Source organism: Brevibacillus sp. BD137 (assembly GCF_041644655.1).
Lineage (GTDB): Bacteria > Bacillota > Bacilli > Brevibacillales > Brevibacillaceae > Brevibacillus > Brevibacillus brevis_D.
Genome location: NZ_JAOTNO010000005.1, coordinates 319,255 through 341,987 on the forward strand (window position 1 = coordinate 319,255; position 22,733 = coordinate 341,987).

At 47.2% G+C, this 22,733-nt stretch carries 24 protein-coding genes; all 24 read left to right on the forward strand.

Translation table 11 applies throughout. The features are described from left to right. Positions 1-176 precede the first annotated feature (176 nt). The 24 genes from ODZ53_RS14205 (at position 177) to resB (ending at position 22,724) form a co-directional block, all read left to right on the forward strand. Positions 177-2,249 carry a methyl-accepting chemotaxis protein gene (locus ODZ53_RS14205; RefSeq protein WP_199927106.1) on the forward strand — a complete coding sequence of 691 codons (2,073 nt, stop codon included), beginning with the start codon at positions 177-179 and terminating at the stop codon, positions 2,247-2,249. A 129-nt stretch (positions 2,250-2,378) separates the two neighbouring features. Continuing rightward, the gene (locus ODZ53_RS14210; protein WP_372677805.1) at positions 2,379-3,563 is read left to right on the forward strand and encodes a D-alanyl-D-alanine carboxypeptidase family protein; all 1,185 of its coding nucleotides are present in this window, start codon (positions 2,379-2,381) and stop codon (positions 3,561-3,563) included. Positions 3,564-3,710: 147 nt separating this feature from the next. Further along, positions 3,711-4,061, forward strand: coding sequence for an anti-sigma F factor antagonist (gene spoIIAA, locus ODZ53_RS14215; protein ID WP_007724108.1), 351 nt, complete (start codon positions 3,711-3,713; stop codon positions 4,059-4,061). Further along, positions 4,061-4,510, forward strand: coding sequence for an anti-sigma F factor (spoIIAB, locus tag ODZ53_RS14220; protein ID WP_007724107.1), 450 nt, complete (start codon positions 4,061-4,063; stop codon positions 4,508-4,510). Before spoIIAA ends, spoIIAB begins: the two co-directional genes overlap by 1 nt. Positions 4,511-4,521: 11 nt before the next feature. Continuing rightward, the gene (gene sigF / locus ODZ53_RS14225; protein ID WP_005827375.1) at positions 4,522-5,277 is read left to right on the forward strand and encodes an RNA polymerase sporulation sigma factor SigF; all 756 of its coding nucleotides are present in this window, start codon (positions 4,522-4,524) and stop codon (positions 5,275-5,277) included. Between the two features lie 193 nt (positions 5,278-5,470). After that, positions 5,471-6,085: a stage V sporulation protein AA gene (locus tag ODZ53_RS14230; RefSeq protein WP_087343636.1), complete on the forward strand. Its 615-nt coding sequence runs from the start codon at positions 5,471-5,473 to the stop codon at positions 6,083-6,085. Then, entirely contained in the window at positions 6,082-6,501 is a 420-nt protein-coding gene (locus ODZ53_RS14235) for a stage V sporulation protein AB (RefSeq protein WP_012686088.1), read from the forward strand. The genes ODZ53_RS14230 and ODZ53_RS14235 overlap by 4 nt, the downstream gene beginning before the upstream one ends. Positions 6,502-6,582: 81 nt before the next feature. Beyond that, positions 6,583-7,068, forward strand: coding sequence for a stage V sporulation protein AC (gene spoVAC, locus ODZ53_RS14240; RefSeq protein WP_016739973.1), 486 nt, complete (start codon positions 6,583-6,585; stop codon positions 7,066-7,068). Between the two features lie 13 nt (positions 7,069-7,081). After that, the gene (gene spoVAD / locus ODZ53_RS14245; RefSeq protein WP_199927105.1) at positions 7,082-8,107 is read left to right on the forward strand and encodes a stage V sporulation protein AD; all 1,026 of its coding nucleotides are present in this window, start codon (positions 7,082-7,084) and stop codon (positions 8,105-8,107) included. Next, positions 8,107-8,457, forward strand: coding sequence for a stage V sporulation protein AE (gene spoVAE, locus ODZ53_RS14250; RefSeq protein ID WP_007724093.1), 351 nt, complete (start codon positions 8,107-8,109; stop codon positions 8,455-8,457). The genes spoVAD and spoVAE overlap by 1 nt, the downstream gene beginning before the upstream one ends. Before the next feature lie 29 nt (positions 8,458-8,486). Further along, positions 8,487-9,071, forward strand: a complete 585-nt coding sequence (gene spoVAEA / locus ODZ53_RS14255) for a stage V sporulation protein SpoVABEA (protein WP_016739976.1) — start codon at positions 8,487-8,489, stop codon at positions 9,069-9,071. Further along, the gene (locus tag ODZ53_RS14260; RefSeq protein ID WP_372677809.1) at positions 9,055-10,524 is read left to right on the forward strand and encodes a spore germination protein; all 1,470 of its coding nucleotides are present in this window, start codon (positions 9,055-9,057) and stop codon (positions 10,522-10,524) included. The genes spoVAEA and ODZ53_RS14260 overlap by 17 nt, the downstream gene beginning before the upstream one ends. Positions 10,525-10,703: 179 nt before the next feature. Beyond that, positions 10,704-12,026 (forward strand): diaminopimelate decarboxylase, encoded by a 1,323-nt coding sequence (gene lysA, locus ODZ53_RS14265; RefSeq protein ID WP_372677811.1) that lies wholly within the window; start codon positions 10,704-10,706, stop codon positions 12,024-12,026. A 124-nt stretch (positions 12,027-12,150) separates the two neighbouring features. Next, the gene (locus ODZ53_RS14270; protein ID WP_372677813.1) at positions 12,151-14,424 is read left to right on the forward strand and encodes a GGDEF domain-containing protein; all 2,274 of its coding nucleotides are present in this window, start codon (positions 12,151-12,153) and stop codon (positions 14,422-14,424) included. Positions 14,425-14,491: 67 nt separating this feature from the next. Beyond that, the gene (locus ODZ53_RS14275) at positions 14,492-14,923 is read left to right on the forward strand and encodes a peptidylprolyl isomerase (RefSeq protein WP_372677815.1); all 432 of its coding nucleotides are present in this window, start codon (positions 14,492-14,494) and stop codon (positions 14,921-14,923) included. A 185-nt stretch (positions 14,924-15,108) separates the two neighbouring features. Then, on the forward strand, positions 15,109-15,777 hold the full coding sequence (locus ODZ53_RS14280) for a site-2 protease family protein (protein ID WP_372677817.1): 669 nt from the start codon (positions 15,109-15,111) through the stop codon (positions 15,775-15,777). Between the two features lie 19 nt (positions 15,778-15,796). Beyond that, positions 15,797-16,561, forward strand: coding sequence for a segregation/condensation protein A (locus tag ODZ53_RS14285; RefSeq protein WP_012686097.1), 765 nt, complete (start codon positions 15,797-15,799; stop codon positions 16,559-16,561). Further along, on the forward strand, positions 16,551-17,135 hold the full coding sequence (scpB, locus tag ODZ53_RS14290; RefSeq protein WP_016739982.1) for an SMC-Scp complex subunit ScpB: 585 nt from the start codon (positions 16,551-16,553) through the stop codon (positions 17,133-17,135). The genes ODZ53_RS14285 and scpB overlap by 11 nt, the downstream gene beginning before the upstream one ends. Before the next feature lie 144 nt (positions 17,136-17,279). Next, on the forward strand, positions 17,280-18,452 hold the full coding sequence (locus ODZ53_RS14295) for a D-alanyl-D-alanine carboxypeptidase family protein (RefSeq protein ID WP_372677819.1): 1,173 nt from the start codon (positions 17,280-17,282) through the stop codon (positions 18,450-18,452). Beyond that, the gene (locus tag ODZ53_RS14300; protein WP_372677821.1) at positions 18,445-19,035 is read left to right on the forward strand and encodes a nucleoside recognition domain-containing protein; all 591 of its coding nucleotides are present in this window, start codon (positions 18,445-18,447) and stop codon (positions 19,033-19,035) included. The genes ODZ53_RS14295 and ODZ53_RS14300 overlap by 8 nt, the downstream gene beginning before the upstream one ends. Positions 19,036-19,046: 11 nt before the next feature. Continuing rightward, positions 19,047-19,580, forward strand: coding sequence for a spore maturation protein (locus ODZ53_RS14305; RefSeq protein WP_007724050.1), 534 nt, complete (start codon positions 19,047-19,049; stop codon positions 19,578-19,580). A gap of 114 nt (positions 19,581-19,694) precedes the next feature. Next, on the forward strand, positions 19,695-20,444 hold the full coding sequence (locus ODZ53_RS14310) for a pseudouridine synthase (RefSeq protein ID WP_372677823.1): 750 nt from the start codon (positions 19,695-19,697) through the stop codon (positions 20,442-20,444). Positions 20,445-20,551: 107 nt separating this feature from the next. Next, entirely contained in the window at positions 20,552-21,076 is a 525-nt protein-coding gene (gene resA / locus ODZ53_RS14315; RefSeq protein ID WP_012686102.1) for a thiol-disulfide oxidoreductase ResA, read from the forward strand. A gap of 13 nt (positions 21,077-21,089) precedes the next feature. Beyond that, positions 21,090-22,724 carry a cytochrome c biogenesis protein ResB gene (resB, locus tag ODZ53_RS14320; protein WP_372677966.1) on the forward strand — a complete coding sequence of 545 codons (1,635 nt, stop codon included), beginning with the start codon at positions 21,090-21,092 and terminating at the stop codon, positions 22,722-22,724. Positions 22,725-22,733: the final 9 nt, after the last annotated feature.

Below are 22,733 nucleotides of genomic sequence, written 5' to 3' on the forward strand. Positions count from 1 at the left end.
AATTACAAATAGCGAGTTCCGAGGCTACTCGTGCAGCCCGGAACTCGTTTCCCTTCATAAGGGAGGTTTTACCTCTGAAAAAAATGGGTATTGTACCCAGAGGCAGTTTTTTCAGGGGTATTTTTTCGGAGTTCTTGCACTGGAAAATCGTAGCAGTGATAAAGGGGGCAAGTAGCATGAGCAAATTTTTGTCGCCACGATGGAAAAAGAAGGAGGGAATATCGAATCTATTAAAAAAAGTGAACCTGACTAGCCAAGTAGCATCGGAAAAGCTAAAAGGCTCACTTGCCACAAAGATGATTGTGTTTGGTCTAATTCTTGTACTTATTATTATCGGTTCTTTGCAATACATAGCCCTTTCCTTCTCGAAATCAACATTGTTTAGCATAACCTCTAACCAAGCGAAAATGCTGGCTGACCAGCATGCAAATAGCATGGAAGATGACTTGAAAGCGATTGTGAACTCGACCAAATCGGCAGCATCCAAACGTGTGATGATGACAGAGCTGCAACCGCTTATCATGGAGCAATTTACCCTATTGCGTCAGGCGCATAAAGAAGTATCCAGAATCTATCTGATCGACACTTCTACCGGGAAATCCCTATATTCCTTGACCGGGACAAATGAGATTGACTTTAAGCAAAAGCAATACTTCCAAAGAGCGCTAACCACGAAATCCTTGGTCGTTTCTGATGAAGAAATCGTTGAAGGTAGCAACAAGAGTTTTCTTTATATTGCGACACCCATTGGGGAAAAGGCCGATGATACAAGCCGGTTGTTCGTTGTTGGCTTTACGATTGATCAAATGATTCAAAAGATTCCTGAGATCTCTTTCATGGAGAATGGCTACGCATTTGTCGTTCGCCAAGATGGTTTGGTTGTGGCCCATCAAAATCCGAACAACAACAACAAGCTCGTGCTGGCTGGGGACAAAGATTATGAAGAGATGCTGGCCCTGATGAAGCAGGAGACAAGTAACAGTTTATTGTACTCGGACCATGGAATTGATTCATTTGCAGCTTTTGCACCGATTCCCTTGTTGAAATGGAATGTCGTTTTGTCTACGGGAACTGACGAGGTGTATGGTGAAGTAGACGGAATGTGGCTGTACTTCGTACTCTTCAGCTTGCCGATCATCGGACTCTCGGTTTGGGCGATCTGGTGGTTTGCGAAACGGATTCGACTGTCTCTGTTCGCGATCGCGCAGGATATGGATCAAATCGGCGCGGGACATTTTAATATCAACGTAAAAGTAAACGGAAATGACGAGCTGGCTATGGTTGGCCGCAAAATGAATGACATGGCGGCTGAACTCCGCAAGCTGATTGCCCTTGTACAAGGACAAGCGACTCAACTGAACGTAGCGACAGATGAGCTGACGCTATTTGCGCAAGAAAACAAGGGAGCCATTAACGTCATTACGGATAATATTTCAACGATTGCCCAACGCGTCTCTACACAGACGAATGAAGTGCAAGCAACGGCTAATACCGTCTCGGAAATCTCGGAAGGTGTTGAACAGGTTGCTGTGGCTGCCGAATCTACATCGGTTGCCACGACCCGTACGTTTGAGAGAGCGCAAGGCGGTATGGAGTTAGTCGAGAACGTAATCAATACGGTAAGACGTGCCACTAGTGAGGTAGAGCGTACTGCTGGGCAAATGCACAGTCTTCGTGAGCGGGCTCGTGAAATTACGAGCATCGTTGAAATGATTACGAGTATTGCATCACAGACGAATTTGTTGGCGCTGAATGCAGCCATTGAGGCTGCGCGTGCTGGAGATGCTGGACGAGGCTTCTCAGTTGTAGCCAGTGAGGTTCGCAAGCTCGCAGAGGATAGTAGCTCCTTCTCTGAGCGTATCGCTGCTATTGCCCATTCGATCAATGATGAGGCAATGGATATGAGCAAGCATATGGACGAGATCGTTACCATGGTGAGTGGAGGCTTGCAGTCTGTAGAGTCTGTGGGTACCGCTTTCCATAATATCGTGGCAGAGATTCAATCGGCTGCCGAGCAAAGCGAATCGATGACGGCGACCTCGGAAGAGATGGCGGCTGGTAATCAGGTAGTGACGAACTCCATGCAACGTCTTGCCACCATGTCAGATGAAATTAGTGAATCCATTTCAGGTGTGGTAGAGACAGTGGATGAACAATTGAATTCAATTGCACGCATTAATGAAAACGTAGAGCAATTGAAAAAAATGGCGGATGAGTTAACCCAAAATGTGAGCCGATTCGTCATTTAAGAAAGTGTCCCTTCTGCTAGTAGCGGAAGGGACTTTTCGCTTTTGAGAAGATAATCTTGCCGTTTTTGTGTGAATATTTTCCTTTCATGATGGTGAGAATAAAACCATGAATGGAGGGAAGAGACTGCTATGAAACGGAATGGATACCTCGCTCTATGCTTCCTTATGTGCTTTACCATCTTTTCTCCGATGGCGATTGCCAAAGAAAAGGCTGGACAGCAAAAGAGTGACAATCATTTTGCCCCACAAGCTTCATCCGCAGTGATGATCGAAGCGGATACGGGAACAGTCTTGTATGAAAAGAACGCCAATGAAAAAATGCCACCCGCCAGTATCACCAAAGTAATGACCATGCTTTTGATCATGGAAGCGGTGGAGCGGGGAGAGCTTAAGCTTACCGATAAGGTTCGAACAAGTGAAAGAGCAGCATCGATGGGCGGATCGCAAATCTTTCTACAGCCCGGTGAAGAAATGACGGTAGAGGACATGTTGAAAGGGATTGCGATTGCCTCAGGGAATGATGCCTCTGTAGCGATGGCTGAGCACTTGGCTGGGACGGAAGAGAGTTTTGTCACGCGAATGAATGAACGGGCACAGCAGCTCGGCATGAAAAATACGCATTTTGTCAACTCGAATGGACTTCCTGCCGCGAATCACTACTCATCGGCAGGAGACATTGCGATCATGTCACGCGAGCTCTTAAAACACGAAGGCATCACGAAGTTCACTGGTACGTACCAAGACTACTTGCGAAAAGATACAGAAAGCCCCTTCTGGCTTGTGAATACGAACAAGCTGGTGCGCTTTTATGAAGGGGTGGACGGTTTGAAAACAGGGTACACAGGCGAAGCGAAATACTGTTTAACAGCGACTGCCAAACGCAACAACATGCGTGTCATTGCAGTCGTTTTGGGTGAGCCTGATGTAAAAACACGCAACAATGAAGTATCGACCATGTTCAATTACGCATTCACGCACTTTCAGGTGACGCCGATGTACAAAAAGGGAGAGCCTGTGCGCACACTCGTAGTAGATAAGGGGCAGAAATCGCAAATCAATGCGGTGACACCCCATGCAGTTAGTTTGTTGATGAAAAAAGGAGAATCGGCTGATACCTTCCAGAAGGAAATTGTCATCAAGGAAGCGGTTCATGCACCGATAGCAAAGAACCAAATAATCGGCCACATTTTCATCCGTACAAAAGATGGCAAGGAAATAAATCGAATCGATCTGTTCCCGGAAGATCAGGTAGATAAAGCCAACATGTGGGAGATTCTCAAGCGAACCACCAAGAGCATTTTGATTAGCTACTAGCAGACAGCATGAGCGCGAAAAGAATCGAGTTGCCCCGAATGGAATGGCGCGGCTGCTCGATTTTTTTGTTCTTTTGTCGGCTGGCAGGAATTGGTTTCGCCGAGGAAGAAAGAGAGTTTCTATCAAGGGAGAAGGAGTGTGGCAGCTATGAGTTTACGAGTTGCGATGGAGACACGGCAGGACGTGCTAGTGATCCGTTTGCAGGGTGAGCTTGATCATCATACGGCAGAGGAGTTGCGCAAGAAGGCGGATGATCTTTTGCGTACCTCTACTATCCGTCATATTGTGCTGAGTTTAGCTGACTTGACGTTTATGGACAGCTCGGGTATCGGGGTTATTTTGGGAAGATACAAGCAGATTTCTGCCCGATCTGGAGAAATGTATGTCTGCTCGATCAATCCAACGATCTATCGAATATTTGAGATGTCCGGGTTATTCAAGGTAATCAAGTTTCGCGAAAATGAAGCGGATGCTTTGCATGTTCTGGGGGTGGCGTAATGATGGTACAGCGTAACTTTATGTCAGTGTCGTTTGCAGCATTGAGCCAAAATGAAGCATTCGCACGTGTAGCAGTTGCAGCCTTCATTTCGCAACTCGATATTACGATGGACGAGCTGGAAGAAATCAAAACCGTTATATCCGAGGCTGTTACGAATGCCATTATCCATGGTTATGACGAAAATCCAGAGGGTGTGGTACAGATCTCTGTGCGAATTCAAGAGGACAGCATTGATCTGATTGTGGAAGACAATGGACGTGGAATTGAGGATGTGGAGCAGGCCATGCAGCCACTCTATACGACGAAACCGGAGCTGGAGCGCTCTGGGATGGGCTTTACGATTATGGAGAATTTCATGGATTCTTTGGAAGTGGCAACGGTTGTGGGTAAGGGAACAACTGTCCGCCTCACCAAACGCCTGGCGTTTGCCAAAGCCTTGCAAAATTAGGGGTAGTGCCAATGGGTGCCGATATTAAAAACGCGAGTCAACCATTTCTGACCAATGACCAAGTAAAAGAGCTAATCGCCAAGAGCCAAGCTGGCGACACTGAGGCACGCGAGCTTCTCGTCAACAGCAATATTCGGCTGGTCTGGTCCGTCGTCCAGCGCTTTATCAACCGTGGATACGAAGCGGATGATTTGTTTCAGATCGGTTGTATTGGCCTATTGAAGGCCGTAGACAAGTTTGATCTCTCCTATGATGTTCGATTCTCAACCTATGCTGTGCCGATGATTATCGGGGAAATTCAACGCTTCTTACGCGATGACGGTACAGTCAAGGTAAGTCGATCACTCAAAGAAACAGCCAATAAGGTACGACGCACAAAGGATGAGCTGTACAAGCAATTCGGTCGCGCACCCACGATTGCTGAGGTTGCGGACGCGGTGGGGATTACACCAGAAGAAGTCGTGTTTGCCCAAGAGGCAAATCGGGCACCTTCTTCCATCCATGAAACGGTTTTTGAAAATGATGGGGACCCCATTACACTGATCGATCAGATTGCAGATGAAGGGGTCAACAAATGGTTTGAAAAGATTGCGCTCAAGGATGCGATCAGTCGATTGAGCGAGCGGGAACAACTCATTGTCTACCTGCGCTACTACAAAGATCAGACGCAGTCGGAAGTAGCGGAGAGACTGGGAATCTCGCAAGTACAGGTATCGCGCCTCGAGAAGCGCATTTTGCAAACGATCAAAGACCAAATTGAGCACTAACAGATCCAAACACTCCGGTCACTACGTGGCTGGGGTGTTTTGTTTTGTGTATAACGACTCGACGCTTTTCATTAAACAGAAGGTGAGCGCCTGCAGTCAGCAAATAAACGGTCATTTCCGTTTATCTGCATGGGTTTTGTGCCTCGGCACATACTAGCGAATAATCAGGTATGTGATGGAAGGGGAAGGTACCATGAAAGACGCGTTGTTTCTGCGCCTGAGAAAGCGATTGGCGGTAAAGCCACAAGCCATGATTACGCTTGGGGACATTTGCCAGCTTTACTGGGATGGAGAGCGCGAGGAAGCGTTAAAGCGGATGCCCATTTACCAGGCAAAGCCAACAGATGGCAATTTGATCATCATCGATATCATGCAGGTGATTAAAAGGCTGCGTTCAGTCTATCCCGACGTGGAACTGGACGTCCAGGGTGCTCCCCAAATCATTGTGGAGGTGCTTAGTCCACGAAAGAAAGCAAACCCGATTTTGGTGGGGATGGTTTGGCTTCTACTGTTTATTGGCTCAGGATTGGCGATCATGAATTTCCATACCGATGTCAGCATGATGCAGGTTCACGAACGAATCTACTATTTGATTACAGGTGAAAAAAGCCATCAGCCCTTGTGGATGCAAATTCCTTACTCTATCGGAATCGGCTTGGGGATGATTCTGTTTTTCAATCATATCTTCCAGAAAAAAATCAACGAAGAACCTAGTCCGCTAGAAGTGGAATTGTTTATGTATCAGCAAAGCCTGGATCAATACTACATACAAAATGAAAACAAGGAAAACCAACGGACGAAGAAATGAGCGTCATCAAGTGCTTGTTGCTTATTTTAATCGGGCTGGGTGGAGGACTTGCAGTAGGGAGTGGGCTGGTCGCATTTATTACCGTTCTGGACATCATTCCCAGGTTGACACAATTAACGAATGCTCAACGATATATCCGCTCGCTGGAATGGGCCTTGGTGGCAGGAGCGCTTTTTTTTACGTTTATTGATTTTTTTCATTGGGGAGCTCATTTGCCAGTGATTGTTTCTTCCATTTACGGGATATTTGCAGGGATATTTGTGGGGACACTCGCCGCAGGCCTAACGGAGGTACTGAATGTCTTCCCGATATTAGCGAAGCGAATCCACATGGATGGCAGTCTTCTCTTTCTGTTGATGGCCGTTGTTTTGGGAAAAGTGACGGGTTCCTTACTACAATGGCTGCTCCATCTGTGAACTGGTAAATACCACTATTCATAGGCATCTTTAGAAAAAGGAAGGATATAGGAAGAAAGCATACAAGGGGAGTGAAAGGGCATGGCAACCAAAACAAAATCCAAAAATCCCGGATCGATGCAGATGACCAAACAACTGTATCAACAGCAGGCTTCGAAGTTCCAGCCCAAACGAAACGTTCTGCTGAACTCGTTTCGTGCTTTCTGGGTAGGAGGGACCATATGTTTGTTGGGTCAGGCCATTCAAAATATGTATATTACCTTCTTTGGATTTACGGAGAAAACGGCAAGCAATCCGACCGTTGCGACGCTTATCTTTCTATCCGTTTTGCTGACAGGATTAGGCGTGTATGACAATATCGGGCAGTATGCTGGAGCAGGATCAGCCGTGCCTGTTACAGGCTTTGCCAACTCGATCGCTTCTGCTGCCATCGAGCATCGGAGCGAAGGGTTGGTGCTCGGCGTTGGCGGAAATATGTTTAAGCTCGCTGGTTCGGTCATTGTATTTGGGGTTGTTGCTGCTTTCATTGCGGGAATTATAAAGAGCCTGTTCAACATGCTTTTCTAAGGGAGGGCTGCGGGTGTCAAACAATCAACCAGTGAAACGAGTCAATCGGCAAACCTGGCACTTTGATCAAAATGTTCGTCTGCAAAGCTCGGCAGTTGCTGTGGGACCAAAAGAAGGCGAAGGACCACTGGCGCACTTGTTTGATAAAATTCACGACGATATGTATGCAGGCCAACAGACGTGGGAAGACGCAGAACGCCAGATGATGGAGGATGCAGTCAATACCTTGTTGCAAAAGGCGGGCATCACAGGCAAGGATGTGGATCTCATTCTCGCTGGCGACCTGTTGAATCAGAACATCACGACCAACTTCACAGCAGAAAAGTTGGCGATGCCTCTGCTTGGCATGTACGGAGCGTGCTCAACCTCGATGCTCACACTGGCAAATGCGGCGGCTCTGGTAAACGCTGGCTATGCAAATAAGGCGATCGCTGCTTGCAGTAGCCACAATGCCACAGCGGAGAGGCAGTATCGTTATCCCACGGAATACGGAGGACAGAAGCCCCCGAGTGCCCAGTGGACGGTGACAGGAGCTGGTGCAGGATTGGTTGGAATCGGGGGAAATGGTCCACGCATTACATATGCGACGATGGGAAAAGTAGTGGACATGGGGATTAAAGATCCGTTCGATATGGGGACAGCCATGGCTCCAGCTGCTGCATCAACGATTCAGACACATTTTGAAGATACGGGGCGCTCCCCACAATCCTATGACTTGATTGTGACTGGCGACTTGGCTGCTGTCGGGTACCCGATTCTAAAGGAGCTCATGTTAACCGAAGGATATAATATGGATCAAGTCTACAATGATTGTGGGTTGATGATTTACTCCCCAGATCAGGATGTATTTTCAGGTGGGAGCGGTTGCGCAAGCAGTGCCGTGGTCACGTATAGCTACATTATTGATCAGCTAAACCGAGGCTTACTGAAAAACGTATTGGTTTGCGCCACGGGAGCACTTTTAAGCCCGGTAAGCACTCAGCAGGGAAATTCGATACCGTGCATCGCACATGCGGTCGCGCTTGAAGGAGGCAGCTAATGGAATACCTGATTGCTTTTGTAGTAGGAGGATTGGTTTGTGTAGTGGGTCAACTCCTTCTTGATGTTGGCAAGCTAACTCCTGCTCATGTCATGAGTACGCTGGTCGTGGCAGGAGTCTTTCTCGATTTTATCGGCGTGTATGACAAATTTATCGATTTCGCAGGCGCAGGTGCGACTGTACCGATTACAAGCTTTGGTCACTCTTTGTATCATGGAGCCATTAGCGAGGCCGAACAACATGGATTGATTGGTGTAGCAACGGGGATTTTTGAGGTTACGAGTGCGGGTATATCGGCTGCGATCGCATTCGGATTTTTTGCTTCTCTCATTTTTAAACCCAAAGGGTAAGTCTAGGCAGTAAAAGGCGGTGACCCAGCATGGACACAGTACGCCGGAAAGTCATATTGGTGACAGACGGAGATCATATTGCCCAAAAGGTTATCGAGAATGTCGCCAAACAATTTGGTGGTCGATGTATTTCACTGTCTGCCGGGAACCCGACTCCACTGCGAGGGAATCAGATGGTCGAACTGATTAAGATGACACCTTATGATCCTGTTATCGTCATGTTCGATGACAACGGAGATTACGGCAAGGGGAGAGGAGAACAAGCACTCGAATACGTGGTGAAGCATCCTGATATTGAAGTAATTGGTGCGATAGCAGTAGCCTCGAATACACAATGGGTCAAAGGTGCGACGGTCGCTTATTCAGTCAATAACCAAGGACAAATTGTAGACGAAGCGGTGGACAAGGACGGGTACGCAGACGAGCAACTTCAGCATCATATTTATGGAGATACCGTAGACATCTTGAATTCTCTGCATGTACCCAATGTCATCGGTATTGGAGATATAGGCAAAATGGAGGGGAGGGACAGCTTGCAAAACGGTTGTCCCATCACGAAGAGAGCGGTGCAATGGATAATGGAAAGGAGCGGCGCTCATGGCACAGGTCACTGAAAAACGTCATCCCATCTCGCCTTATCTGGAAGAGAATCAGAAGTATTTGAACGACAGACTTGGTGTCGGCAAGAGTTTTGATATTGGGGTCCATGATTTTTATGTGGGCCATACACGCATGTTGTTGTATTACATAAACGGCTTCGCGGAAAGCCTACTGATTTCGCAGATCATGCGTGAGCTGAATGATGTACGTGAGCGGGATATGGCTGACAACGCTTTCGACCATTTGTTTCACAAATTCATCCCTTTCTACCAACTGAGTAAGGTAGATACGACTGACGAGTTTATGGATAAATTGCTCGTCGGTCAAGTAGGTCTGATCATTGACCGATCTTCCCACGCCATTATCCTCGATGCCAAAATCCTGCCAAATCGCACACCGCAGGAGCCAGATACGGAGAGGATTGTACGCGGAGCGCATGACGGTTTTACAGAAGTACTCGTAACCAATACGACTCTTACCCGCCGAAGAATACGTGACGAACGGCTCCGATTCGAAATCATGCAGATAGGGGAGCGTACCAAGACAGATGTTGCGGTTGCCTACTTGCATGATGTAGCGAATGAAGAGCTGGTCCATACGTTGAAGGAGCGTCTACAAAACATCCAGATTGACGGGATCCCGATGGCAGAAAAAACCGTCGAAGAATTTATCATCGGAAAAACGTTGAACCCTTTCCCGTTAGTACGATATACAGAACGTCCCGATGTGGCTGCTGTACATCTACTGGAAGGTCACGTACTGATTTATGTGGATACTTCGCCGAGTGTCATGATCACACCCGCCACCTATTTTCATCATGTACAGCATGCGGAGGAATATCGGCAAACACCGGTCATCGGTGCTTATCTGCGCTGGGTTCGTTTTCTGGGAATCTTTGCATCGGTTTTTATTTTACCGATCTGGCTGCTATTGGTCATGCACCCTTCCATGATACCGGAGTCGCTTCATTTCTTAGGGATCAAAAAGATGGGCAGCATTCCTATTTTGGCACAATTCGTGATCGCTGAGCTTGGTCTGGACTTGATGCGGATGGCCGCCATTCATACGCCTGCGCCGCTCTCGATTGCCGTAGGTTTATTAGCCGCGATTCTGGTCGGGGACGTTGCGATCAAGGTAGGACTTCTAGCACCCGAGGTTATTTTGTATTTGGCAGTGGCGGCAATCGGGATGTACTCGACTCCTAGCTATGAGATGAGCTTGGCAAATCGACTTATTCGCTTGTTTTTGATACTTATGGCGGGCTTTTTCTCTACGCCTGGACTGATGATCGGGATTACGCTCATCCTGATTTTCTTGGCTTCCACCCGTTCACTCAATACGCCTTACTTGTGGCCGTTCATTCCATTCAACTACAAAGGGATGAAGGATATTGTGGTACGGCTAGCTGTGCCAAGCAAAAACAACAGGCCGAGTATCGTTCGCTCGCAAAATTCCTCTCGGCAATAATATTCTGAAAACGGATGGCATCACCCATTGTCAAACGCACAACCTTGTAGTAAATTGTAGGGAAGCCTTACGAACAATAGTTTCTGTATGGCAACTGACGCTCCTTGTTGGTTGCCTTTCTTTATAAAAAGTTGTCTATATACATCATCGGTGCGAACGAATTGGGGAGGAAACGGAACATGTACTTACACGGGACAAGTCGAGTGAATGAACAAGGAAACTTGGAAATCGGAGGCTGTGATTCGACACAGCTAGCTGCTACTTACGGAACACCTTTATATGTGTATGACGAACAACAAATTCGCACCAAATGCCGGGAATTTGTCAATGCGTTTCACAATACGGGTTTTTCGTTCCAGGTTGCTTACGCGAGCAAAGCATTTTGCACGATGGCGATGTGCAAGCTGGTTGAAGAGGAAGGTTTGTCACTCGATGTAGTATCTGGCGGCGAATTGTATACGGCCCTGCAAGCTGGATTCCCCGTAGAGCGTATCCATTTTCACGGCAACAACAAATCATATGATGAGTTAATCATGGCGCTTGATGCCAAAATTGGCTGTTTCGTTGTGGACAACTTTTATGAGCTGCACATGTTGGCACAATTGGCCGAAGAGCGACACGAAAAAGTCGCCATTCTCTTGCGTGTCACGCCGGGTGTAGAAGCTCATACCCATGAGTACATTTCTACAGGGCAGATTGACTCCAAGTTTGGCTTTGACGTGCAAAACGGCCAGGCTCTTGAAGCGATTCAATTCTCTCACGAAAGCAATCATCTCCATTTATTGGGAGTTCATAGTCATATTGGTTCACAAATATTTGAAACAGAAGGCTTCCTCGTCGCTGTCAAACGGTTGACAGAGCTGTTGGGCGAAGCAAAAGAAAAGCTGGGATTCCTCCCAGAAGTACTGAATGTAGGAGGCGGCTTCGGTATTCGGTATGTAGAAGGCGATACACCGCAGCCAGCGGAAACGTATATCAAAGCCATTACAGATATCGTTCGCGAGGAACTCACGGCGCTTGCGATTCCTCTACCTGAGATTTGGATCGAGCCAGGTCGCAGTATTATAGGCGATGCAGGGACAACCTTGTACCGAATTGGGTCACATAAGAACATTCCCAATGTCCGGAAATATATTGCGGTCGATGGTGGGATGACAGACAATCTGCGACCAGCTTTGTACGATGCAGAATACGAAGCAGCGATTGCGAACAAAATGAATGCACCTGCCACTGAAGTTGTATCCATTGCAGGGAAGTGCTGTGAGTCAGGTGATATGCTCATCTGGGATGTGAAGCTGCCAGAAGCGCAAGCAGGCGATATTCTCGCCGTCCCAAGTACAGGTGCATACGGTTATTCGATGGCGAATAACTACAACCGAATCGCTCGTCCGGCAGTTATATTTGTAAAGGACGGAGAAGCAGAAGTAGTCGTAAGACGCGAAACGTACGCAGAAGTAGTCGGTCATGATGTTTTGCCAAAACGCGCACAGCTTCTGCGTTAAATTTCATAAAAAATGCACAAACCTTCCTGATTGTTTGGGAAGGTTTTGTATTTCCTTCATCTCTCATTCATGATTGCTTAATGTTTTCTCGGCATAATGGAAGGGTGAGGGGGAGCGATTCATCATGTTGTCGACTCTTATGAAGCGGTTTCGACGAATACCCTATATTTCATTGGACAAACGCCAATGGATGAAGGCGATGATTCGGCAAGAAGTGGAGAGAGAGAAGAAAGTCGTCATGTTTTATATAGATATCGTCAAGCTGACAGAGGTAGAGAATCGCTACGGAGATACGAGTGCCAAGAGAGTTCTTCATATATTCGAAAGCATTTTGCCAGCTGTAGCTCGCCAAGCATTTGAAATCAAAGGGAGAATCATCGCAATTCAAAAGCTGTGGGGAGACGATTTTGCCATTTACACTTCCTTTTCGAAAATGATGAGTGAGGAAGACTGTCAAATGCTATCGATTCATTTTCAGGAGCTGGCTGAACGGCAGTTAAATCGACAAGTGAGCTTCGTCAATCGCGAGGAGCTTCGTGTCCATATCGGCTATTCGGAAATCATCGGAGAAGATATCGTGAAAGAGATGTATACCTCTGTCAAACATGCCGTACATATGGCCAAGTATGGGATTACCTCCGAAAAATATGCGCACATTAGACAATTTCACAAGCTGCTTGCAGAAGAAAACGTTCAGATGCACTTCATGCCGATCATTCATTTGCCAAATGGCGAAGCTTTAGGATGGGAAGCACTGGCGCGAGGACCAGTCAACAGTCTCTTTGCAACTCCTGCTGCCTTGTTCAATTATGCACAAGAGACAGATACTGTGTTTCGTTTGGAGCATATATGTCGTAAACGGGCATTGGAGCATACCCGCTACCTGAAGCCTCATGAAAAACTGTTCATCAATTTGGACCCACGTGCGATTGACGATCCGTTTTTGTTGCGTGGCAAAGTGCAGATGCTTTTAGCAGAGTATGAGCTGACACCACAAAACATTGTGTTTGAAATTACAGAGCGCCACGCGATTACGAATTACACCGTCTTTCGAAAAATCATCGAGGAGTACCGCAAGCAGGGCTATATGATTGCCGTAGATGATGCGGGAGCAGGGTACTCCAGCTTGGAATCAATTACAGAAATCTACCCAGACTTCATTAAGCTCGACATGTCCTTGATCCGCAATATCGATGTCGATCCGATTAAGCAGGCGCTGTTGGAAACGTTTGTATCCTTTGCTGATAAGGTGAACTGCAAAATCATAGCAGAAGGGATCGAGACAGAACGTGAGCTGGAAACGCTCATGGACGTCGGTGTCATCTACGGACAGGGTTACTATTTAGGCAAGCCGGATAAAGGGATGGCGCAGCTATGTGGAAAGGCAATGAACTTTCTGCGGTTTTCGATGGAAAAGCGGATTGAGCAGGAAGCAGCAACAATACTGCCCACTCCGGCTATGACGGAAATTTTGACGAAGACAATCAGTGTTGAAAAGCATGTGAAGGTAAGACGCATCCATGAGATTTTTGAACAAAATCAGCGAATTGAAAGCGTGGTTGTGCTGGAGAACGGCATACCGGTTGGGCTTGTGATGCGGTTTTCTCTGTATAAAATTCTGGGTGGTCAATACGGAATTGCACTGTATTATGAAAGGCCCGTTTCTCAAATCATGAATTCCAATCCGCTTAAGGCTACCAAAGACGACAAGTTGGATGAGGTAGCGAAGCGGGCAATGGCCAGGGATGCTTATCATTTGTATGATGTGGTCATTATTATTGATGAAAATGGTGAGTACATCGGTATCGTTACCGTGCAAAAGCTGTTGGACAAAATGGCTTCCATCAAACTCGAGATGGCGAGCTCAGCCAATCCGCTAACAGGATTGCCGGGGAACGTACAGATTGAAAGAGAATTGAACCAACGGCTAAAACGGAATGATCATCAGGTGGTCATCTACTGTGATCTCGACCGTTTCAAATGGTTTAACGACCGCTATGGGTTTGAAGTGGGAGATCAGATCATTGTTCGAACCGCGAACTTGTTGCGGGAAGCCTCGAAATGGTACGGAAGTGGGTCTGACTTCATCGGTCATATTGGCGGAGATGATTTTATCTTGATTACGACAGCGCAATGTGCCAATGATGTTGCTTTGTTTATCATGGATGCTTTTACGCCATACTTTTCCGACATTTATGAAAAGCGCAGAATGGGGGACGGTCAGGAGCTCTCGATGTCGATGGCAGGTGTCGTCCTTTACGTAGGGAAGTACACCAGTGCAGAACAAATTGCAGAGAAGGCAGCGTACGTGAAAATGCTGGCAAAAGCAAGGACAGGGACTGTATTTATTACCGACTGTGAGTTGCCTGGTGAAGAGCAGATCCGCATCGAGGGATAAATTGGACGTCAATCGTTCTCCATGGTAGAATGGGTACGTTAACTTTACAAGGTATGGAGGTCAACATATGAAAAAGGCGCTCATCACCATGGAAAATGGTAACCAAATCGAGCTGGAGCTGTTCGATCAAGAAGCTCCGGGCACAGTTGCAAACTTTGAGAAATTGGCTAACGAAGGCTTCTACAACGGTCTGTCCTTCCACCGCGTTATCCCTGGCTTCGTAGCACAAGGCGGATGCCCTTACGGAACAGGTACAGGCGGTCCTGGCTACACCATCAAATGTGAAACAAAAGGAAACCCACATAAGCATCTGCGCGGTTACCTGTCCATGGCACACGCAGGAAAAGACACAGGCGGAAGCCAATTCTTCATCTGCTACGATTCTTTCCCTCATCTCGATGGCGTACATACCGTATTTGGTCGCGTCACTTCCGGTTTGGAACACATTGATGCAATCAAACAAGGCGATAAAATGGGTACAGTTAAAGTAGGCGAATAAAAGTTTCGCGAAATGAACACCGATGAGGGAAACCTTGTCGGTGTTTTTTCGTCAGGATGCATGTTAGGGCAGTTTTGAATGGGGTTGTAAGCCTAACTATCTGCTGGTATGCTAGAAGATAGACGATTTTTATCTGGGGTTGTTCAAAAAGATGACTTTTTGAACGCGCATGATTGGAGGAAGCAATGGATCTTTTTCACTTTGATTGGAAAACGGTACCGTTTCGCTTAATTGCGTTCGTTATCGCTTTCACTTTGCATGAATGGGCGCATGCCTTTATTGCTTGGAAGCTGGGTGACAATACGGCGAAATCGGAGGGCCGCTTAACATTAAATCCAATCCCGCATATTGATCCGTTCGGTTTGATTCTCATACTGTTTGGTCCATTTGGTTGGGCGAGACCAGTGCCGATCAACCCTCTGAATTTCCGTGGGAACAAGCGATTAGGGATTGTTTACGTTTCTTTTGCAGGTCCACTCATTAACCTGATACTCGCGGTTTTGTTTTACCTGGTGTATTTCGTAGTAGTGAATTCCGGAGTGCTGGTAGGCATGCAAGAAAAAGTGGCTCACGCAATTGATTGGACACTACGTTTTTCTGTTTTGATCAATACAGCTCTTTTCATCTTCAATCTTTTGCCGATTCCGCCATTGGACGGTTACAAAATACTGCGATTTTTGTCGCCGCGGAGTTGGGATGGAAAGTTTTACAATTATGAAGTATACGGGCCGTGGATTCTCCTATTACTCATCTTTATTCCGGGGGTCAGCACAATCGTTTTTGGTATTCCCCATGGGATTGCTCTAGAATTGGTTCAACGAATTGGAAATAGTATCCTAAGCGTGTTCATCTAACGGAAACGAGGGACGACTTTTGGCTTACAGCATCAAACTTGATTCCTTTGAGGGACCACTCGATCTGTTGCTCCATCTGATCGACAAGGCTGAGGTGGACATCTACGACATACCGGTAGCGGAAATTACGGAGCAATACCTCGCGACGATTGACAAGATGCAAGAGCTCCAACTGGATGTGGCCAGTGAGTTCGTAGTCATGGCGGCTACGCTCCTCTCTATTAAAAGCAAGATGCTGTTACCGAAAAAGGAGGAGCATGTCTTTCAGCAGTTCCTCGATATGGATGTAGACGAGATAGACCCGCGTGAAGAACTGGTTGCGCGTCTGTTGGAGTACAAGCGCTATAAGATGCTTGCCGAGAACCTGAGAGAAATGGAAATCGGTCGTAATCAAGTCTTTACGCGTCCCGCAGAGAATTTGTCTCCTTATGTGCGTGAAGAGGATCATACCGTAACGAATGTGACCCTCTACGATTTGATCAACGCGCTGGAAAAGCTGGTAAAGAAAACGAAAGAAAAAGAACCGATGACCACGGTGTCGCGCGACGAAATCTCCATCAAGGATCGGATGACCGAGATACGCCAAGCGGTACGCAGCGGTGGGATGGTTCGTTTTTCTGAGTTGTTTACGCAAGGGGCGACGCGTACAGAGATTGTGACGACCTTTCTTGCCTTGCTTGAGCTCATGAAGGCCAAGCACATTACGTGTGTACAAAATCAATTGTTTCAAGACATCATCATATGTGAAAACGGAACGGAAGGAGCCCATACCGATGGACTATGACAAGCTGAAAGGCGTAATCGAGGGCTTGCTGTTCATCTCGGGTGATGAAGGAATCGATGCCAAAGAAATCAGTGAAATCACTGAGGTGTCGGAAGAAGAAGTCATCGATTTGATTGAAGACATGAAAGCTGACTTCCGCCGGGCAGGACGCGGTATTCAAATCGTGGAAGTGGCAAAAGCGTATCAGCTGACCACGCTACCCGAGCATGTACCCTATTTTGAACGGCTAGCAACATCGCCAGGTCAGTCAACGCTATCCCAAGCAGCATTGGAGACTCTCGCCATTGTTGCGTACAAGCAGCCACTGACCCGTTCGGAGATTGAAGAAATCCGTGGCGTTAAATGCGAAAAAGCACTGAACACCCTCTTATCCAAACAACTCATTCGCGAAGCGGGGAGAGCAGAGGGGATCGGACGCCCCATTTTGTACGCGACCACTAAAGAATTTTTGGAGCATTTTGGTCTACGGGAACTGGGGGATTTGCCAGAACCGCCTGTCAATCTTGATATTGAAGAAGCGCGTCTAGAAGCATCAGCGCTATTCGGAAAAGCAGAAGAAGCGACAAACGACTAGTTACAGCCCGGATAGTTTTTCGTACTATCATACGACTCGTCCCCATATACTATGGTACAAACCTGTGTATCGTGGTATAACGACGGCTTTTCTCTTGACTTATAGTCAAGGTTGAGCCCAAGTTTTCAAATGGGGAGGACGTTTATGAACATACGAAAATATCTGTCCGGCGTACTCGTCGTTTTTCTTTTTATACAGATGGCTCTTCTTACGCCGGCAGCAGTGGTAAAGGCTGCTGCAGCTCCACCTGGCTTGTCAGCAGAAGGGGCAGCACTAATCGATGTCGAGAGTGGACGGATTCTTTATTCCAAAAACGGTACGAAAAAAATGAGGATTGCGAGTCTGACCAAAACGATGACAGCAATCGTTGCAATCGAGATGGGCAAATTGGATGCACAGGTAACGGTACCACCACAAGCAGTAGGGGTGGAAGGGTCATCGATCTACTTGAAAAATGGGGAGAAGCTCACGCTGGAAGAACTGCTATACGGTTTGATGCTGCGATCTGGCAATGACGCGGCCGTCACCATCGCAACGCACATCGGAGGGTCAGTCCCCGGATTCACTTACTTGATGAATGAAAAGGCGGCCATGATTGGAATGGAGCATACGAATTTCACCAATCCGCATGGTTTAGATGACAGTAACCAGCATTACTCTACTCCGGAAGACATGGCAAAGCTGTCCGCCTACGCCTTACATAATCCGGTATTTCGTCAAATCGTCTCCACGAAAGTCAAGGATATTTCATGGGAAGGTGAGCAGTGGGACCGGCGCCTACTGAACAAAAACAAGATGCTTCACCTCTACAATGGTGCTGATGGTGTGAAAACGGGATACACAAAACTCGCGAAGCGCTGCCTGGCTTCCTCTGCCACACGGAATGGAAGGCAGCTGGCGACGATTACTCTAAATGCTTCTGATGACTGGAACGACTCCGCCAAGCTGATGGACTGGGGTTTTGCGAATTATCCGCTACAAGAACTGGTCAAAAATGGGCAGGAGGTAAAGCCTGACACGCCAGTCACACTTGAAGCAGGAACTCATCTTGTCACAACAAACGCTTTTCAGTATCCACTGCAAACGGCAGAGATAGAGGCGATTCACAAGCGTGTCGTTATGGGAGAAGCAACAGTAACATCAAAAATGAATGGTCAACTAGCAGGATTTCTTCAACTTTATTTAAAGGAAAAGAGGATTGGGCAGGTTCCGTTGCTGGTTCGTGTGGATACGCCGACGTTAGCAGCTCCGCAAGCTTCACGCTCAATGTGGGAGCAGTTTTGGGGAATAGTGTCAGGGGGGCTGTGGAGTGCTTAATGTCATCTGGCTCGGGCTCATTGTCATTAGCATTGTCGTTGCGGCCGTGACAGGGCGGATGGAAGCGATCAACGCAGCAGCGTTTGAGGGAGCCAAGACTGGCGTAACGGTTTGTCTCGGACTTCTCAGTGTTCTCGCCTTTTGGATGGGAATGATGCGGATTGCTGAAAAGTCAGGACTCCTTGAGCTATTGGCGCGGGTATTGTCTCCGATCATCCAAGTCCTTTTTCCCGATGTACCAAAAGGGCATCCTGCCATGGGCTATATCCTCTCAAATATGAGCGCAAACCTGCTCGGGCTTGGAAATGCAGCAACTCCAATGGGGCTAAAAGCAATGGAAGAGCTCCAAAAGCTGAATCCAGATAAGCAAAACGCTTCGCCTGCCATGTGTACGCTGCTGGCGATTAATACGGCAAGCATTACGATTATTCCTACGACGATGATCGCGATCCGCATGCAGTATGGCTCCGTGAACCCCGTAGAAATCGTCGGTACTACGCTGTTATCTTCCTTTGCTGCTACCATTGTCGCCCTGTTGATTGATCGGATGTATCGTTATCGGCATATACAAAGACACAGATAGGGGGAGTCCTTATGTACCAATGGGTATCCCTGCTCTCTCTTTGGGCCATTCCCGTTACGATTGCTTTTGTCTTGTTGTATGGGTGGCGGAAACAAGTCCCCGTCTACGAGACGTTCGTAGATGGAGCAAAAGGCGGCTTAACCACTACGATTCGCATACTCCCGCATCTGATCGCCATGATGGTCGCGGTGAGTATGTTTCGGGAGTCAGGTGCATTGGATCTACTGCTTCGCGCCCTTAAGCCGCTTCTTGACCTGCTTCATTTTCCGGAGGAACTGGTCCCGTTGGCGCTGCTCCGTCCGTTGACGGGAACAGGCTCACTTGCGATTGCAACAGATCTGATCGCGCAGTACGGTCCCGATTCTTTTTTGGGTAGACTGGCCGCTACTATGCAAGGGAGTACAGATACGACACTGTACGTCTTAACCGTTTATTTTGGCGCAGTTGGCATTCGTAATTCAGCGTATGCACTAAAGGTAGGCTTGTGGTCTGACCTGGCAGGTGTCATATTCTCACTGCTCATTGTCTCCTACATTTTCGCTTAAAAGAGCTCAAATAGAGTAGGTATGGAAAACTTCCTCATGGTTATGGGGAAGTTTTTCCCTTTTTCTTGTCCACACTAGTAAGAATGGGTATGATGTTGTAGAGGTGAACCAACGATGGAACGTTTACAGAAAGTATTGGCGCATGCTGGAGTCGCCTCTCGTCGCCATTGTGAAGAATTGATTGCGCAAGGCAAGGTGCAGGTAAATGGCCAAGTCGTACGAGAGCAGGGAATAAAAGTCGATCCGCTCAAAGACAAAATTGTGGTGAATGGACAGCAGGTTAAGCTGGAGCAACATGTCTATCTCTTGCTGTACAAGCCTACGGGTGTCATTACGAGCGTCACAGACCCGCAAGGCAGAAGGGTAGTGATCGATCTGTTGAAGGGAATTCAGGAACGGGTATATCCAGTAGGTCGCTTGGATTACGATACTTCCGGCTTGTTGCTCTTGACGAACGACGGGGAGCTCGCCAACAGGCTGGCCCATCCAAGCTATGAAATTGATAAAGTGTATCGGGCATGGGTAAAGGGAATCCCCAGTCCGGAAAAAGTGCGCAAGCTGGCAACCGGTATTCGTTTGGAAGACGGCATGACTTCTCCCGGTCAGTCAAAATTGTTAAAGGCAGAGGCTAGTAGCCAGAGAGCATTGGTAGAACTGACCATACATGAAGGACGAAACCGCCAAGTTCGCAGAATGTGTGAGGCGATCGGTCATCCGGTGTTGACATTGGAGCGAATCCGTTTAGGGTTCCTCACATTAGATGGACTAAAGCCGGGCGAATTTCGCAAGCTCACTTATGAGGAAGTGGAGAGCTTGAAGCGGGGATTGGTTCAAAAGAAACGCAGCCCGCGTTCGAAACATTGATTCGTTCAAAATCTGTTCATAAGTTGTGCGCTGTCGGAAAAACTAGGAACGCTATAATAGAATGGAAAAAGGATGCAATTTATTAGCAGTAGATGGGAGTAGGCGTCATGAACAAAAGCAATCGTACATATGTCAGGATCGCGGTATTGGGTGTTTTGCTTGTAGCGCTGGTCTTTGCACTTTATTCCAGCTTTGTGAAGGACCCCGGTGCTGTGAAAGTAGGAAGCGATGCTCCGAATTTTAGTTTGGAACAATTGAATGGGCCAGAGCTGACTCTGGAAAGTTTGAAAGGAAAGGGCGTTATCCTGAATTTCTGGGGCACATGGTGTGAACCCTGTAAGAAAGAAATGCCAGCATTGCAAAAACAATACACGAAATTCAAAGACAAGGGATTGGTTGTACTTGGCGTCAATATCGGAGAATCGCCAGTTGCCGTAGACCCATTTGTAAAGCAGTTTGGGATTGACTTCCCTATTTTGCTCGATCGCCAATCGGAAATTACAAAGCTGTATCGAATCGGTCCGATTCCGACGACCTTTTTCATCGATCCAGACGGAGAAGTGAAGGAAGTTTTCATCGGGCAGTTAGATGAAGCGATGATTGAGTCGAAAATAACAAAAATCTTGCCGTAAGTGAGGAGCAATGATGGATCAGCGAAAATGCGAATGCGGTCATACCAACCCGGTTGGGACGCTGCTCTGTGAGTCTTGCGGGAAGCCTTTGAATGTGGAAGTCCACGAGCAGACATCGTTTCCTGACATGCGTTATGAAGGAATGGCAAGACGTTCTCAAACGAATAACACGAAGGTAATCGATCGAGTCTGGAACTTTTTTTCTTCGGTCAAAATTGCAATCGGTATCATTATTGTCATTTTGGTGGCGTCCGCAGTCGGAACCATCTTTCCGCAGCAAATGTACATACCAGTACCCGTACCGACAGAAGCAGATGTTGCCCGCTTTTATACAGAAACATATGGAACGATTGGAACGATTTTTTACGGCCTTGGATTTCACAATATGTACTCGTCCTGGTGGTTTGTGACGCTTCTGGTTATGCTCGGTACCTCTTTGGTTATCTGTAGTCTGGACCGGGTAGTACCGCTGTATAAAGCGTTAAAGAAGCCGAGATTGAACCAGCACAAGTCCTTTTTGAAAGGGCAAAAGCTGTTTGCAGAGGGTGAGCTTGCTCCAGAAGCCAATCAGGAAGCGATACTGGACGCCTCTGCTCTGGCATTGAAAGAAAAAGGATACCGCATTTTTCGCACAGAACGAGCGATTATGGCTGAAAAAGGCCGTTTTAGCCGTTGGGGTCCTTACATTAATCACATTGGATTGATTTTGTTTTTGGTCGGTACCTTAATGCGAAGCCTGCCTGGCTTTTACTTGGACGAGTACGTCTGGGTGCGTGAGGGACAAACAATGGCGATTCCGAATACCCCTTATTACATAAAAAACGAGAACTACACGACAGAGTATTGGTCAGAAGAAGAAATGCCGGAGCAACTGGAGCTTAAGGGCGGAGCCATCGTGAAGAGCTACCAGACAGATGCTATTTTGTATAAAAATAAAAGCGCTGACGTTCCAGGGAAAAAGCCGGATTTGGTAGAAGTGCAGAAGGGGCCGATCGTCGTGAATCATCCGATGGAGCAGGACAGCCTCTATATTTATCAGAGCGGCGTGCAAGAGATGCAGCTTGGAGCGCTCAATTTTACAGTGGTCGATTTGAAAAACAATAAAAAAGAGATCGGCCTTATTAAAATTGATCTGTACAATCCACAGCCCGAACAAACCATTGCAGATGGGTTCACGGTACGGATTTTGGATTACTTCCCCGATTTTATAATGGGGAAAGACGGGAAGCCTGCGACGAAAACCAATTTGCCAAAAAATCCGATGGTCGCATTGGAACTCATTGGAGATAATGGCAATTATAATGAAAAATTGGTTTATCTAGAAGGAACCATTCTTACGCAGAAAAATGATCCTCGTTACGGACTCGACATCAAAATGCCTGATTTGGTCGATATTGCAGGGCTGAATGTACGGGTGGACAAAGCATTGCCACTGATTTATTTCGGTTCGTTCATTTTCCTTGCGGGCGTTGCAATCGGTGTTTTCTGGCAACATCGCCGGGTTTGGGTACAAACGCAAGAGGGAAGTATCATGGTAGCGGCTCATACGAATAAAAACTGGTTCGGTCTTCGTAGAGAAGTAGACGGGCTGGTTAAACAAGCGGAGCTCCCTGTCACGATAGAAGATAAAACGAAGGCCAAGGCCTAAAGCTTCAAA